Source organism: Helicobacter sp. WB40, assembly GCF_027859275.1.
GTDB lineage: Bacteria > Campylobacterota > Campylobacteria > Campylobacterales > Helicobacteraceae > Helicobacter_D > Helicobacter_D ibis.
Map to the genome: position 1 here is coordinate 84,710 of NZ_JAQHXS010000004.1, position 16,170 is coordinate 100,879.

The 16,170-nt window shown below is 32.2% G+C and carries 14 protein-coding genes; 11 read left to right on the forward strand and 3 right to left on the reverse strand.

The genetic code is table 11. The features are described from left to right. Positions 1–55 precede the first annotated feature (55 nt). From PF022_RS04070 to PF022_RS04120, 11 genes are all read left to right on the forward strand, one after another. The gene (locus tag PF022_RS04070) at positions 56–1,318 is read left to right on the forward strand and encodes an aromatic amino acid transport family protein (RefSeq protein WP_271021605.1); all 1,263 of its coding nucleotides are present in this window, start codon (positions 56–58) and stop codon (positions 1,316–1,318) included. Further along, positions 1,315–2,682, forward strand: a complete 1,368-nt coding sequence (locus tag PF022_RS04075) for an L-serine ammonia-lyase (RefSeq protein WP_271021606.1) — start codon at positions 1,315–1,317, stop codon at positions 2,680–2,682. Before PF022_RS04070 ends, PF022_RS04075 begins: the two co-directional genes overlap by 4 nt. Then, complete coding sequence (gene bioD / locus PF022_RS04080; RefSeq protein WP_271021607.1) at positions 2,682–3,323, forward strand: dethiobiotin synthase; 642 nt, start codon at positions 2,682–2,684, stop codon at positions 3,321–3,323. Before PF022_RS04075 ends, bioD begins: the two co-directional genes overlap by 1 nt. A 45-nt stretch (positions 3,324–3,368) precedes the next feature. Then, on the forward strand, positions 3,369–3,920 hold the full coding sequence (locus tag PF022_RS04085) for a DUF507 family protein (protein WP_271021608.1): 552 nt from the start codon (positions 3,369–3,371) through the stop codon (positions 3,918–3,920). Continuing rightward, entirely contained in the window at positions 3,920–5,068 is a 1,149-nt protein-coding gene (gene carA / locus PF022_RS04090; RefSeq protein ID WP_271022862.1) for a glutamine-hydrolyzing carbamoyl-phosphate synthase small subunit, read from the forward strand. The genes PF022_RS04085 and carA overlap by 1 nt, the downstream gene beginning before the upstream one ends. After that, positions 5,056–6,219, forward strand: coding sequence for an aminotransferase class I/II-fold pyridoxal phosphate-dependent enzyme (locus tag PF022_RS04095; protein ID WP_271022863.1), 1,164 nt, complete (start codon positions 5,056–5,058; stop codon positions 6,217–6,219). Before carA ends, PF022_RS04095 begins: the two co-directional genes overlap by 13 nt. Continuing rightward, the gene (locus PF022_RS04100; RefSeq protein ID WP_271021611.1) at positions 6,203–6,829 is read left to right on the forward strand and encodes a pimeloyl-ACP methyl esterase BioG family protein; all 627 of its coding nucleotides are present in this window, start codon (positions 6,203–6,205) and stop codon (positions 6,827–6,829) included. Before PF022_RS04095 ends, PF022_RS04100 begins: the two co-directional genes overlap by 17 nt. Continuing rightward, entirely contained in the window at positions 6,829–7,548 is a 720-nt protein-coding gene (locus PF022_RS04105) for a methyltransferase domain-containing protein (RefSeq protein ID WP_271022864.1), read from the forward strand. The genes PF022_RS04100 and PF022_RS04105 overlap by 1 nt, the downstream gene beginning before the upstream one ends. A gap of 39 nt (positions 7,549–7,587) precedes the next feature. After that, complete coding sequence (locus PF022_RS04110) at positions 7,588–8,286, forward strand: EI24 domain-containing protein (protein ID WP_271021613.1); 699 nt, start codon at positions 7,588–7,590, stop codon at positions 8,284–8,286. Positions 8,287–8,289: 3 nt separating this feature from the next. Further along, positions 8,290–9,708, forward strand: a complete 1,419-nt coding sequence (locus PF022_RS04115; protein WP_271021615.1) for a replicative DNA helicase — start codon at positions 8,290–8,292, stop codon at positions 9,706–9,708. 102 nt (positions 9,709–9,810) lie between these two features. Next, positions 9,811–11,994: an NADP-dependent isocitrate dehydrogenase gene (locus tag PF022_RS04120; protein WP_271021616.1), complete on the forward strand. Its 2,184-nt coding sequence runs from the start codon at positions 9,811–9,813 to the stop codon at positions 11,992–11,994. Between the two features lie 47 nt (positions 11,995–12,041). Here the strand turns inward: PF022_RS04120 and PF022_RS04125 are convergent, their stop codons facing one another. Genes PF022_RS04125 through PF022_RS04135 form a run of 3 tightly spaced genes read right to left on the reverse strand, consistent with a single transcriptional unit; the run spans position 12,042 to position 16,110 of the window. Continuing rightward, positions 12,042–12,608, reverse strand: a complete 567-nt coding sequence (locus PF022_RS04125; protein WP_271021617.1) for an anthranilate synthase component II — start codon at positions 12,606–12,608, stop codon at positions 12,042–12,044. Beyond that, on the reverse strand, positions 12,605–14,380 hold the full coding sequence (locus PF022_RS04130; protein WP_271021619.1) for a bifunctional anthranilate synthase component I family protein/class IV aminotransferase: 1,776 nt from the start codon (positions 14,378–14,380) through the stop codon (positions 12,605–12,607). Before PF022_RS04130 ends, PF022_RS04125 begins: the two co-directional genes overlap by 4 nt. After that, entirely contained in the window at positions 14,350–16,110 is a 1,761-nt protein-coding gene (locus PF022_RS04135) for an aminopeptidase P family protein (RefSeq protein WP_271022865.1), read from the reverse strand. Before PF022_RS04135 ends, PF022_RS04130 begins: the two co-directional genes overlap by 31 nt. Positions 16,111–16,170: the final 60 nt, after the last annotated feature.

Consider the following 16,170-nt stretch of genomic DNA (forward strand, 5'->3'; position numbering starts at 1 on the left):
GCTATTATAATTCCGCAATTATATTGAAAATATAAGCTTTTTTGGAGGTTTTTTAATGCAATGGAATAAATTTGACAATAGGTGGATGTTATCCTTGTTTGGGACGGCAGTTGGTGCTGGAATCTTGTTTTTGCCAATTAGAGCTGGGACGGGAGGATTTTGGCCTGTTGTTGTTATGACATTATTAATTTTTCCTATGGTTTGGCTATCTCATAGAGCACTTAGCAGATTTGTCAATGAATCTAAAAGTGTTGAGCATGATATAACTCACGCAGCTGAAGAGTATTGGGGCAGAAATGTTAGTTTTTTTATAACAATATTGTATTTTTTTGCTATTTATCCTATTTGTTTGGCTTATGGTGTTGGTATTACAAATACATTTGGTAGCTTTTTTGTTAATCAACTTAAGCTAGAGGGGCTATATGATCCAGAGACCATGACTATGTATCCAGCAGTTAGAATGGGCTTAGCATTTGTTCTAGTTACTGCTATGATGTCTGTTATGGTGCTAAAAGAAGAAGTAGTAACAAAAGCCTGTAATGCACTTGTTTATCCTTTGTGCTTAGTGTTGTTTGGTTTTTCTCTATATTTGATACCTCATTGGAAGTTAGAAATAATACAGACTTCACCTAGCTTAAAAGAATTTTTAGAAGTTGTTTGGCTTACTTTACCTGTGCTTGTTTTTGCTTTTAATCATTCTCCTGCAATTTCTACATTTACTCTTAGCGTAAGAAGAGAGTATGGAGAAGAAGCTTCAGTTGCAAAGGCGAATCAGATTCTATTTAGAACTTCTTTAATGCTTTTAGCATTTGTTATGTTTTTTGTATTTTCTTGTATTTTGTGTTTAGATTCTAGTGATTTTGCCGCCGCTAGAGAGGCAAATATTCCTATTCTTTCTTATTTTGCAAATAAATTTGATACTCCTATTATTTCTTATGGAGCACCTTTGGTTGCATTTTTGGCTATTGTTAGTTCGTTTTTTGGGCATTATTTTGGTGCTTATGAGGGATTAAATGGAATTGTAAGAAAAGCAGTAAAAATGAGTGGTAATGAAAACCCAAACATAAAAGTAATTAAAGTATTTAGTACATTATTTATGTATATTACAATAATTATCGTAGCTTATATTAATCCAAGTATTTTAGGATTCATAGAGGATTTAGGCGGTCCTATTATTGCTATGATTTTATTTATCATGCCAATGATTGCTATTTGGAGTGTTAGTAAATTTAAAAAGTATAAAAACCCAGCATTAGACGCTTTTGTAATTATTACTGGGCTTTTAACTATAACTAGCGTTGTATATAAATTATTATGAGTAATTTAAGTATCTTTAAAATAGGTATAGGACCGAGTTCATCGCATACTCTTGGTCCTATGATTGCTTCTAATTTATTTTGTGAATTATTAATAAACAAGAATCTTTTAGATATAACACACACCATAAAATGCACTCTTTATGGCTCTCTTAGCTTAACTGGTAAGGGGCATTTGAGTGATAAGGCATTGATGTGGGGACTAAGTGGGATTACGCCAAAGATGGCTACACCAAAGATTCAGCAAGAAGTTTTGGATTTGGTGCTTGATAATAAAATTTTAAATCTACATTCTTGCAAAAAAATAACCTTTGATTATGAAAAAAATATAGAGTTTTGTAACGATTTTCTACCATTACATGAAAATGGGCTTGAATTTTTTGCGTTAAATAGTAACAATGAAATTTTATTGCAAGAGAGATATTATTCAATAGGCGGTGGATTTGTCAAAACCGAGCAGGAAATGCAACAAAACGATGACAAAGAAACGCAAAAGCTTGATATATCTATAAATAATGCAAAAGAATTAATACTAGAAGCTAAAAAGAGAAAGAAAAATCTATCAAAAATATCTATGGCGTATGAAAGGCAGTTTCATAGCAAAAGTCATATAGTTGAGTATTGTCTTTCTATGTGGCAGGTAATGCAAGAATCTTTTAAGAGTGGTTGCAACCCATCATCTTTGGAGCTTCCCGGACCTTTAAAGCTTCATAGGAGGGCAAAAGAACTAAGCGAGAGGATAAAGCCAAGCACCGATCCATTTGGTATTTTAGATTATGTTAGTTTGTATGCAATTGCTATTGCCGAAGAAAATGCAGGTGGCGGTAGGGTTGTTACTGCACCTACAAATGGTGCATGTGCTGTGATACCAAGTGTAATGTTGTATTTGAAAAATCATAGCGTAGGTTTTAGTGATGAGACGGCGGTTGATTTCTTGTTATCTGCTATGATGATAGGCTCACTGTATAAGAAGAATGCCTCAATTAGTGGTGCCGAAGCAGGTTGTCAAGCTGAAATTGGATCTGCTAGTTCTATGGCTGCCGCTGCTATGGTTAGTGTACTTGGTGGAAATATAGATCAAGCATGTAGTGCGGCTGAAATTGCTATGGAACATCACTTGGGGCTTACTTGTGATCCGGCTTTTGGGCTTGTGCAAATACCATGTATCGAAAGAAATGCTTTTGGGGCTATAAAAGCAATATCAGCTGCAAGAATGGCTATGAATCGTAAAAGCCACCCAGTAGTTAGTCTAGATAATGTAATAGCTACGATGTATCAAACAGGCAAGGATATGAATTCAAAATATAGAGAAACTGCACTTGGTGGATTAGCAAAAACACTAAGCAAAAGTAAAAGTGTGTGCTAATGCGTGTATGCACATGTGGGATTCATACTGGAGTTGGGAAAACTTCCGTAAGTGCCGCTTTGTGTTACGCGTTTATGCTGGATTATTTTAAGATAGTTCAAGCAGGAAGCGGTGTGTATAATGGAGAAAACATTATAGAAGATAAAGAAGTGATAGCCTCTTTAAGTAATGCCAGAATATTTAATAATGGAATTACTCTAAAAGCTCCAAAAAGCCCTCATATAGCGATGAAAGAAGAGGGTATTTTGTATAGCCTAACTGATATAAAGATGCCAGCTTCAGAGAATCTTGTAATAGAGAGTGCAGGTGGAATACTAACTCCACTTGATGGTAAAAGTTGTATGCTTGATTTTGTGCTGTTGCATAACTTGCCAGTTATATTGGTATCTAGTAATTATTTGGGTGCTATAAATCATACTCTTTTGAGTTTAGAGATTCTGAAAGTTAAAAAAATCAATGTGCTTTTTGGAATCTTTAGTGGTGGAGTAGATATTAATTTTTCTAGTTTTATAGAAAGTTACAGCGGGGTCAAATTTTTCAACTTTAAGCATTATTCATCAAAAGACGAGTTTATAAAAAATGCTGATTTATTAAGGGAGGAATTGCAAAATAGCGAATTTAAAAACTGCTTTAAACTTTAAGACAAAGAATTGTAGAATTTTATAAAAATTATCTAAGGTATAACAATGAAATTTAAAGTATCTCATGCACCTTATATTGGAAATAAAATAGCTATTGATTTGGCAAATTGTAATTTTGTGAGCTTATTACATGGTTTGGATGGTATTGTAAAGGTAGCTAGTGAGCTTTTGACTAAGAATATACAAGAAGAATTAAAAATCGAAGAAAAAGCAAGAGAAATAGTAGAGGAAAATTCAGAAGAAATAGAATTTATGCAAGCTGATGAACATCAATTGTTTTGGAAAGTTAAAAGACATATTGCACAAGAATCGGATTTTGAACTAAATTTTGAAGATAGATACAATAAGTTATCACATAATATTATGCAAGAACTTTTAGATGAAGATTTAATAGATTTTTCTGTATCTGAAGTAATGGTGAAAAATATAATTTTTAAAGCTATAAATAGCTACTCAAAGGCATATAGTGAGATAGAAGATTCAATTTATGACAAAATTAGTAACTATAAAAGAAAAATAGTCTTTGGAAGCGAGGAGTTTGACTTAATATTTGATAAGCTCTATGAAGAAGAGCTAAAAAAGAAAGGCTTTTTATAATGCAAGAATTACAAAAGGCGTGGATATATTTAGAAAATGGCGATTTTTACGAAGCTAGGAGTTTTGGTGCTAGTGGAAGCTATGTTGGAGAAATAGTTTTTAACACTTCTCTTAGTGGTTATCAAGAAATATCAAGTGATCCTAGCTATGCAGGGCAGTTTGTGTGTCTAACAATGCCAGAGATAGGTATCGTTGGCGCTAATAATCAAGATATGGAATATGTCAAGATTTACGCAAAAGGAATTATTTGTAGAAACTATAATGAGTTTTTTTCAAATTTTAGAGCGGATTTTAGCTTTGGTGAGTTTTTGAGGGCAAATAATTGCATGGGGATTTGTGGCATTGATACTAGGAAGCTTACTAAGAGTATAAGGACAAATGGTTCTATGATGATGATAGCTTCAAGCGAAATATCTTCTAAAGATGAGTTAAAAGAAATGCTATCAAAGTCTAAGAGAATAGAAGATATAAACTATATAGAAGAGGTAAGCACAAAGGAAGCTTATAATTATTATTTTGGGAAATTTGACTTTAATACTATGGCATATGAAACCCCAAATACTTCTAAAAAAATAGTAGCAATTGATTTTGGTATTAAAAGAAGCATTCTTCAACAATTGGTAAATGCTGGATTTAGCGTATCAGTAGTGCCAAATACTACAAAGGCTAGTAAGCTTATAGAGGGGTATAAAAATAGCGAGTTTGATGCTATATTTTTATCAAATGGTCCGGGAGACCCTCAAGTGCTAAGTTCTGAAGTGGCAGAAATATCTAGTCTAATTGAAGCAAAAATTCCTATTTTTGCTATATGTTTAGGTCATCAGCTTATATCTTTAGCAATGGGATATCCTACATATAAACTACCTTTTGGTCATCATGGTGGGAATCACCCAGTAAAAAATACACTAACAAATAAAATTGAAATAACTGCACAAAATCATAACTATTCTGTGCCAGATGATATAGTAAAAATTGCAGATATAACTCATGTTAATTTGTTTGATAACACTATTGAAGGGCTAAAGTATAAGGACTATCCTATATATTCACTGCAACACCATCCAGAAGCAGGTCCTGGTCCATTAGAATCTACAGCCATTTTTAGAGAGTTTGCAGAGTTTATAAATAGTGTTAAATGCAGCAAATAAGTAAGATATTAGAATCTTTAAAACAAGAATCTAACTTTAGGGAGCTATTTGTTCAGATTCACAATGGTAAGCATATCTACAAAAACAATAAAAAGCTCCTAAACTTAGCTAGTAATAACTATCTATGTGCAAATGATTTTGTAGATGAGTTTTTAGATTCGAAGTTATTTTCTGATAATTTGCATTTTAGCAGTTCCTCATCGCGTAGTTTGAGTGGTAGCTTTAGTGTGTTTTTTGAGTTTGAGGAATATTTGTCTGAAGTTTTTAACAAAGAATCTCTGCTTTTTAATAGCGGATACCATGCAAATGTTGGAATTGTTAGTGCTTTGGCAAGCTTGGATAATGTCTTATTTGTGGTGGATAAGAGTATCCATGCAAGTGTTATTGATGGATTAAAGGGGTTCAAAAAAACCAATTTTAAGAGATATTTGCATAATGATATGGAATCTTTAGAGATAATCTTGCAAGATAGCAGCAAATATGAAGCAGTCTTTGTGGTAAGCGAGGGGCTATTTAGCATGGAGGGTGATTTTGCAAAGCTACAAGAGCTAGTTAGCTTAAAGAAAAAATACAAAAATATGTATCTTTATATAGATGAGGCACATAGTATAGGCATAGTTGGGAGAAGTGGGCTTGGATTATCACACTATTATAAGCTTTTAGATGAGATTGATATTTTAATCTTAACATTTGGTAAGGCTATTTCCAGCTTTGGGGCTTGTGTGTTATGCTATGGTGAGTTTAGAGATTATTTTATAAACAAAGCAAGAAGTCTTATATATTCAACCGCATTGCCGCCTCTTAGCGTTGCTATGAGTTATTTTGTCTTTAAAAAGCTAGAATCTATGCAAGATAGGAGAGAACACTTAAGTGATATTTCAAAATATCTCAAAGATTCTCTAAAGCAATTGCCATATGAGATAATGGGAGATTACAACATTATATCAATTGTTCTAAAAGAGAATAAAAAAGCTGTGCATTTTCAAAAAATGCTAGAAGAAAGGGGATATTATCTACCAGCAATCAAAGAGCCTACAATACCAAAAAATAAGGCTTTGCTTAGAATCTCACTATGCTCTAACTTTGGATATGAAGAGCTATCGTTATTTGTTCGAGATATTATAGAGATTGATAATGAATATTTATCATAAATCAAATAATAATAAAGATATAACATTAATTTTTGGTGGATTTGCTAGTCATTATAGTCATTTTTTGCCATTTTTTGGTGAGAATATAGTCGTTGTGTATGGCTATAATACTTTAAAAGGTGATAATTTAGTAAAGCTATTACAAGAAAATAATATGCAAGTTAATAAAGTAGTAGCATTTTCTATGGGAGTGTGGGTTTTTTATATGCTATATGAATCTTTAAGAGATTTTGTCAAAAATTCGACAAAAGTTGCGGTAAATGGTACTGGGTTTGGCATAGATAGAGCGTATGGGATAAATCCTAATCTCTTTAAAGCGGTATATAGAAATTTTGATTTTCAAAGTTTTGTTAAGAATCTATTTGGGAGGTTTAGGAGTGAAGATTTTTTGTTTTTAGAGATTTCTGTCTTAAAAGATGAGTTGTTATTTTTTATAAAGAATAAAGAAGCCCCAAAACAATATATTTCTTGGGATAAGGTTTATATCTCAAAAGATGATTCGATTTTCTCTAGCGAATCTCAAGTGCGGTTTTGGGAAAGAGAGGGGCTTTTAGATAGGGTTGTTTTTATTGATTCTCCGCATTTTGCGTTTTTTACTTTGGAGATTTAATGAAATATATTGCCAGAAAGTTTTTAGATTCAAAAGATAGCTATTTAGATAATGCATTTGTCCAAATACAAATGCAAAATGAGTTAATACAAATTGCTAAAAAACATAGTTTATGCAAGATAGATTTTAAAAATGTACTAGAGATTGGTTGTGGCAGTGGAGGGCTATCACAGCTTATAGCAAAATATATACGATACAAAAAATTTCTAGCCATAGATATTGCGCCATTTGGAGAGTGTCTTTCTTCATTGAATATGGAGTTTAGGCTATTAGATATGAATAGCTTAGAATCTTTAGATAATAAATATGATCTTATTGTTTCAAACGCTGCACTGCAATGGGGGAATCAAAAAGAGATTCTTATAGGAATTAACAAGATAAGCAGTAGAGATTCTTATTTGCTACTTGGAATCTTTGGAAAAAATAATCTAAAAGAAATAAGAGATATTTGTGGTGTTGGGCTTAGTTATTTTTGTGTTGATGATTATAAGAGAATGCTTGATGGCTGGAGGATTTTAGAATGCTATTCACAAGTGAAAAAAATACATTTTAAAAACCCAATAGAAGTTTTTAGACATTTTAAAAACACAGGAACAAACTCGCTAAGCAATAACTTTAGACTTACAAAGAAAATATTAAACAAAATAGAAAAAGAAGCACAAAATACAATCACTTATGAGCCTATTTATATCTTGGCTAAAAAAGCTATTCTTTATTAAACAAATGATAAAAATTTGAATTAAAACTTAGGAATTTTTGTGAAAGATTTGATAATAAAGTCCATAAAAGATTTTCTCTCACCTTATATGCTAAAACTAACTTTTTTGCCGATTGTGTGCTTGTTTGTTTTTTGGGCAGTTATTTTTTATTATTTTTCTTATGATTTATTTGTGTATTTGTTTTCTTTTGTTGATGTTAGCTTTACTAGCTCTTGGCTAACTTGGCTTGAATATGTGCTTGATTGGCTTTCTAAAGTTACGATTTTTTTGCTTTTATTTGTGTTGTTTTTTGTATTTATTTTGTTTAGCAATTTGATTGTTTGTTCTTTTTTAGCACCATTGGTTGTGAAACATACTAAAGATAAGCACTATGGAAGCATAGAGCTACTTGAAGATTCCAATCTTGTTAGTATTTTTAGTCTTTTAAAGATATATGTTTTGTATTTGTTTGTGCTTTTAGTTTGTATCCCTATATATTTTATCCCAGTGCTTGGGGCTTGTGTGTTATTGTTTATTAATTATTGGTTTTTTACAAAATGTGTTGTTTTTGATGTTGGAAGCATAATTGTTGGAGTTTCAAATTTAAAACAAATTGAATCTAATAACAAAAGAGACATAAGAATCTTAGGCGGATTACTATATGGTGCTAGTTTGATACCTTTTTTGAATTTTGTTGTGCCGTTTTTCTCTCTTATTGTGTTTTCTCATTTGATTTTTACCAAAAAGTCACAAGGATAGATTATGTCAGAAGTTCATAGGATTCAAGAAGAACGCATTGTGTTGCGTTCTATGATATATAATGAAGAACACATAGAAGTAGCAGAGAGGATAATTAGTGCAGATGATTTTATTTATAAGCCAAATGGTGGAATCTTTTTGGCTATTTTGGAGTTAAAAAATTTAGAGCTACCAATAGAGCATAATGCGATTTTGCAAAAAGCAAAGACATATAAATTTTCTGAATCTGATTTGCTTGAGGTATTAAGCATAACTGGTGTTGCAAATATAGAAACCTATTCTCATAATATAAAAGAATACTCTTTAAAAAGAAAGCTGATGAAATTAGCGACACAGATAAATGAAGATTATATGTTTGATAAAAGTTCTAGCGAAATTATTGGCATGCTTGAGAGTGAAATTTATAATATTACCACCACAAAAGAAAGTAGCGAATTTAAAGTAGCACAAGAAGTAGTTACAAAAACAATGCTCTACATAGAGGATATGAAAAAGAAGGGAAATTTAACGCTAATAGGTATAGATACTGGATTTAGAGACTTAAACAAGCAGACTACTGGATTTGGCGAGGGGGATTTAATAATAGTAGCCGCAAGACCTGCCATGGGAAAAACTACACTTGTATTAAATATGGCACAAAGAGCATTGGATACTGGCAAGGGAGTTGCATTTTTCTCGCTTGAGATGCCATCAGAGCAATTAATGCTAAGAATGTTAGCAGCAAAGACAAAAATATCATTGCAGAATCTTAGAATTGGAGACTTGCAAGATGGTGAGTTATCAATGCTATCAAAAGCTGCAGATGAAATGTCAAAAGCTCCATTATTTATAGATGACAATAGTTCTTTAACTATAAATGATTTAAAAAGCAAACTAAAGAGATTGAAAACTAAGCACCCAGAAGTTTCCATTGCTATTGTGGATTATCTCCAGTTAATGATAAGTTCTGATAACAAAGATAGGCATCAGCAAGTAAGCGATATAAGTAGGGGCTTAAAAACTCTAGCAAGAGAGCTTAAAATGCCTATAATAGCACTCTCACAGCTAAATAGAAGTTTGGAGAGTAGAAGCGATAGGAGACCTATGCTATCGGATTTGAGAGAATCTGGAGCAATAGAGCAAGATGCAGATATTATTTTGTTTGTTTATAGAGAGGCAGTATATAAAGCAAAAGACGCAAAAGAAAGAGAAGAAGCACTAAAGAAAGCAGGAGAGTTTGAAAAGGCAAAAGCAGTGCAACAAGAGCAAATACAAGATAACGAAGAAGCAGAAATAATAATAGGCAAACAAAGAAATGGACCAACTGGGACAATTAAGCTTCAGTTTCATAAGAGATTTTCTAAGTTTGAAGATATTGCACTTGATGTAAGAGAGCCACACATCAATATAAATACAGAATTAATAGATATGCCAAGTATATAATTAGTAACAACCACAACTAAAAAGTTAAAAAATAATTGTAAAACTGCATAAAGATTCTAGATTCTTGCTATACTCTTTAAAACACTCACAAAAGGATAGCGTATGAAAATCACTTACACTCTAACTGATGAATCTCCAGCATTGGCGACATATTCATTTCTGCCAATAATAAGAGCATTTTTGAAAAAAGCAGATATAGAAGTCGAAAGCTCTGATATATCACTTAGTGCTAGAGTTATGGCTTCTTTTTTGGACTTTAAAGATGAGTTAGCATATTTGGGTGAGCTAGTGCAAAAGCCAGAGGCAAATTTGATAAAAACACCAAATATTTCTGCGTCAATCCCTCAACTAAAAGCCACCATTAAAGAACTGCAAGAAAAGGGATTTAAGATTCCAAGCTACCCTGATAATCCTAGCAATAAAGAAGAAGAAGAGATTAAAGCAAAATATCAAAAAGTATTAGGTAGTGCGGTTAATCCAGTTCTTAGGGCGGGGAATTCTGATAGAAGATGCACAAAGGCAGTCAAAGAGTATGCTAAGAAAAATCCATATAGAGTAGTTGAGTTTAATAAAGATTCTAAAAGTAGAATCTCTTACATGGCTAGTGGAGATTTTTTTGACAATGAAAAAGCAGTGTTGATAAAGGATAACTGCGAGGCTAGAATCGAGTTTGTAGGTAGCACAGGGATTCAAATTCTAAAAGACAAGTGGAAGTTAGAAAAAGATGAGGTGTTAGATTCCACATTTATGAGCGTTGAGAAGCTTTTTAAATTTTATGAAGAGCAAATTCAAGTGTGCAAAGATGAAAATATCCTTCTATCCCTACACTTAAAAGCTACGATGATGAAGGTTAGCGATCCAATTATTTTCGGCTATGCAATAAAAGCTTATTTTAAAGATTTGTTTTTGGAGTTTAAAGATGAATTAGAATCTCTTGGAGTAAGTGTAAATAATGGCGTTGCAGAACTTTTAAGCAAGATAGAATCTTCTAGCCTAAAGGATAAGATATTAAATAAATACAACGAGATTTTGAAAAATAGCGCCCCATTGTCTATGGTTAATTCTGATAAAGGCATTAGCAATTTGCATGTCCCTAGTGATGTAATAGTCGATGCATCAATGCCAGCAATGCTAAAAAATGGTGCTAGATTATGGGATAAGAATGGTAAAGAGCAAGATACAAATGCACTAATACCAGATAAAACATATGCTACGATATATGAAGCGGTAATTGAGGATTTAAGAAAAAATGGCACTCTTAACCCAAGCAAATTAGGAAGCGTCTCAAATGTCGGCCTAATGGCAAAAAAGGCTCAAGAATATGGCTCACATGATAAGACATTTGTAGCACCAGAAGATGGAGAGTTTAGAATAATAGCTAATGGGGAAGTGTTAATATCTCATAGTGTGAAAAAGGGAGATATTTATAGAGCTAATGAAGCTAAAAATGATGCTGTGTTAAATTGGATTGACTTAGGATTAGAGAGGGCAGAACTTAGCGGGGCTAAGGCTATATTTTGGCTAGATGAGAAGCGTCCAAGCAATAAAATAATGATAGATATTGTAAAAGATAGACTAGCTAGTAAAGGTATTAGTCTAAGTGATAAGCTAAAGATTCTAGCACCAAAAGAGGCTTGTTTGGAATCTCTAGGCGAGATTCGTGCTGGGAGGGATTGTATCTCAATTACTGGAAATGTTCTAAGGGATTATTTGACTGATTTGTTTCCTATTTTGGAGCTTGGCACAAGTGCAAAAATGCTATCGATCGTGCCTATGCTAAATGGTGGTGCGATGTTTGAGACTGGTGCTGGTGGTAGTGCGCCAAAGCAGGTAGAACAACTAATCTCTGAAAATCACTTAAGATGGGATAGTTTAGGAGAGTTTCTAGCTTTGCAGGCAAGCTTAGAATTCCTCTCGCAAAAAACGCATAATAAAAAAGCCAAAATACTTGCTACAAGCCTTGATTATGCAATAGGTAAGTATTTAGATAATAACAAAGCACCATCAAGAAAAACAAAAGAAGATGATAATAGAACTAGCCATTTTTATGTGGCTATGTATTTTGCAAAATCGCTATCAGAACAAAATGAAGATAAAAATCTAGCGGAGTTTTTTAGTGAGATTTCAAAAGAATTAGAAAGCAATGAAGAAAAAATATATAAAGAGTATATAGACGCCCAAGGTGTAGCCGTCAATTTAGGCGGGTATTATAAGCTTGATGATGATAAGTGTAATGCAATAATGCGACCTAGCAAGACATTTAATGAGATTTTAGAGAAATTTTAATATGCAATGGAGAGAGCTTCTCCTTGCAGTAGCATAGGAATTAAATGTTATATTTTATAGCAGAAGTTTTTTAGAATCTTTTTTCCATTTTGGCTTAGCACAGATTCTGGGTGGAATTGAATCCCATACACTTTATATTTTTTATGTTTTAGTGCCATGATTATTGAATCTTCACTTTGTGCTAGTATTTTGCACTCCTTACTTATTTTGCTCACATGCAATGAGTGATATAAGCATACATTGAAGTTGTTTTTTAGTCCTTTAAATATCTTGCTATCTTTAAAGTGTATTTGTCTTACTTTGCCATGTATGGGGGTTGATAGTTGTTCTACCTTGCTACCAAAAACTTCGGCAATACATTGATGTCCTAGACAGATTCCAAGAATCTTTTTTGTTTTTGCAAAGTATTTGATAGCGTCCATGCTTAGCTTTGATTCTTTTGGAGAGTTTGGTCCGGGAGATATTATTAGATGTGTGAAATTGTATTTTTCTAGCTTTTTTACATTTTTATATTTATCATTTTTTATTACTTTGTATTTTACATTTAGCTCTTTTAGATAGTAGGCAATCGTATATGTAAATGAATCGTAATTATCAATTATTAAAACTTTCATAAAACCACCCTTTTTAAGCCTCTTAGCGAGTTTATCGCATATATTTCATCTGCATTTTGTAGCATTGTTTTGTCTATATTTTGCTCTTTTATTAGATCATATTGCAAGAGTTTTTGTCTATAAATTCCATTTAGTGCATTGTTTGTTTTTGGGGTTATTAATTTGTTATCTAGCTTTATTATTATGTTGCTTCTTGCACCCTCACTTAAAAGACCACAATCATCAAAAAATATAACATCATAGCATGTGTTATCTTGCCATAGTTGTGTAGCTTGTTTGTAGTGCTCTCTTAGTGAAGTTTTGTGATTTAGCAAGAAGTTTGGCTTTATGGTTGTCTTTGAGATTAGTAGTTTATTGTTCTTAGATTCTTGCAATGGCGTTGCTAATAGCTCATATTCTCCATTTTTGTATAGCTTTAATTTTAAGCATTTTGTTCCGCTATCTGAATTTAGAGGTGAGAAAAAATATTTTTTACTAAATGCTTTTTGGTCAAAGTCGTGTATGTCTTTAAATGATTCTGCTATTTTTAGCGTGAAGTTTAGTGTGGTGCTAAAGGCTTTTAGAATCTTTTCTGTATTGAAGTTAAAAAATTTTGCAGAGTTTAATAGTCTTTCTAAATGCTCTTTAAAAAACAAAACTTCGCCATTTTTATAAAACATGCTCTCAAATAAATAAAAATCATTTTGCAATATTTTGCTTTTTAGTTCCAATTCTTTTAATTCATCATCTAGTTTTGAATCCCATACTAGTCCGCTCCCAGTGCCATAAATATAGTCTGTAGAGTTGTTTTTATAAATTGTCCTTATTGCTACACTAAAGTCCATAACATCACCATGTATAAATCCAACAGAACCACAATATATCCCTCTTTCTCGCTTTTCTAAAGATTCTAAGAGTTTTATTGTTTCTATTTTTGGTGCTCCTGTGATTGAGCCACATGGGAAGAGCGCTTTTAATATTTTGTAGAGATTTATATTATTCTTTAATTCCCCGCTTATTGTTGATATCATCTGGTGTAGCGTTGGATAGCTTTTAATCTGAAAGAGTTTTGCTTTTAGCGAGTTTGCTTTTATTATTTTTGAAATATCATTTCTTAATAAATCCACAATCATTACATTTTCGCTCATGCTTTTGGTATCTGTTTTTAGGAAATTTTTTAAGTCTTTATCTTCTTTTTTTGTGCTTCCTTTTTTGATTGTGCCTTTCATTGGTTTTGTGGTTATTTTGTTGTTTTTAATTTTGAAGAATCTCTCTGGAGAGAATGAAATTATTTCTTCAAAATCAGTGCTTATATATGCTTTATATGGTGTATCTTGCCTTGTGTGTAGAGAGTTAAATATCTCATATCCATTTAGGTTTGAGATAAAGTGTATCTCATCGCTTAAATTTGCTTCATAGCATTGTCCTTTTGCAATGCTATTTTTTATGCTATTAAAATTATCTTTGTAGTTACCTTTTAATATGTGTTTGGTAAAAATTGGGCAAAATTCAAAGGTGCATTCTTCTTTTTTGTATTTTTCTCTATCTTTAAAGGCGTAAAAAACCAAGCAAGGCTCACTGCTTGTATAATCTTTACTATCTAAATATTTATAAAATTCATACTTTATGTATCCTATGAAGTAATATTTTTTCTTATATTTTTCTATTATTTTTAGTGCTTTTTTGGATTGTTGTTGATTGTATGCTTGTAGCAAGAATTTAGGATTTTTGTATAAGAACTTACCAAAAATAGCAAATTTATCTATATTGCTTTGCATCTTGTCTTTAGCCATTTTAGTGCGTTTTTGCTTAGGTGTTTTGAGAGTTTTTTATATACTAGTTTGTGATAGTCATTTAGCCATTTTTTCTCTTCATCACTTAGCATACTTTTTACTATGCAACTAGGTTCAAAAGGACATAGGCTAAGCACTTCAAAGCATAGAAAATTTTTATCTTTGCTGTATTTGTTTAGCACCAAGTTTTCTAGTCTTATTCCATATTTTCCTTCTTTGTAGATTCCGGGCTCTATTGATGTTAACATGCCTTCTTTTGCTTGTGCATGTTGGTTGTATGAATAATATGATATGCTCTGTGGTCCTTCATGCACATTTAAGAAGTATCCAACGCCATGTCCAGTGCCATGCATATAGTCTAAATGCTCTTTCCAAAGTGGCATTCTAGCTATTGAATCTAGCATTGATAGTGAAATGTCTTTTGGGAATACTGCCATGCTTAATGCTATGTTTGCTTTTAACACAAGCGTATAGTCGATTTTTTGTTTTTTTGTTATTTTTCCTATTGGTATTACTCGCGTTATATCTGTTGTGCCATTTTGATATTGCCCACCTGAATCTATTAGTAAAAGCCCATTTCTGCTTATTGTGCTATTGTGCTGTTTTGTAGCCTTATAGTGTGGCAATGCTCCATTTTCATTAAACCCAGCTATTGTAGAGAAGCTATCTGTTATGTATAGCCCATTTTGACTTCTGAAGTATTGTAGTTTCTCATCTATTGTTAGTTCTGTTATTTTTTCTTTTTTAAGAGATGTAATAAGCCAAGCAAAAAACTCACAAAGTGCAATTCCATCGCTTATCATAGCGTCTTTTATGTGCTTTATTTCTAGTTTTGTCTTTTGAGCTTTTAAAAGCGAGCTTGGATTTTTAGATTCTATTATTTTGCATTTTGTTAGATGATTTATTGTTTTTGATGTTGTCTTGCTTGGGTCTAGTAGCACATTGCCATTTAAGTTATCTAAAGTATAGAAAATCTCATCGTATGGCTTTATCTTTACATTGTCTTTTTCTAGTTTTGATTTTATTTTTGGCATTAATTTATCGTTGTTTATAAATAGTGTTATTTCTGTTTGGCTTAGCAATAGGTATGATAAAAATAGAGGATTGTATGGTATGTCGCTCCCTCTTAGATTCATTATCCATGCTATATCATCTAGTGATGATATTAGATGATGCGTTGCATTTACTCTTTGCATTTCTTTTCTTATTAGTGTTAATTTTTTGCTTGTTTTATAGCAGTATTTACTATTGTGTTCATAGATTATATTTTGCGGTAGTGGCGGTCTATTCTCCCATATTTTGCTAATTAAATTCATGTCTGTTTTTAGAGTTATATTTTTTGTAAGTAGTTTTAGCCTTAGGGCGCTCTCAAGCGAAGATGGCAAGACTTCCCCATTAGTAGCAATTATTGAATCTGGCTTTAGATTTTCTAAAATCCAGTTTAGATATGAATCTTTATTGTTTATTATTTTTTGTAGTTTTATGTCGCTTCCTTGTAGCTCATTTTCTGCTTGTAAAAAATATCTGCCATCGGTAAATAAAAATGCATTTTCTTGCATTACTATAAGAACTCCAGCACTACCGCTAAACCCACTAAGATATTCTCTCTCCTGCCAGTGTTGTGGTGTATACTCGCTTAAATGCGGGTCTGAAGTTAGCACTAAATATGCATCTATGTTAGTTTGTTTTAGCAGGCTTTGTAATTTTTGTATTCTTTGCTTTGGATTCATAATATATCCTAATTAATTAATCGCGTGAATATATGATATTAATGCTTAAATTTATACGCT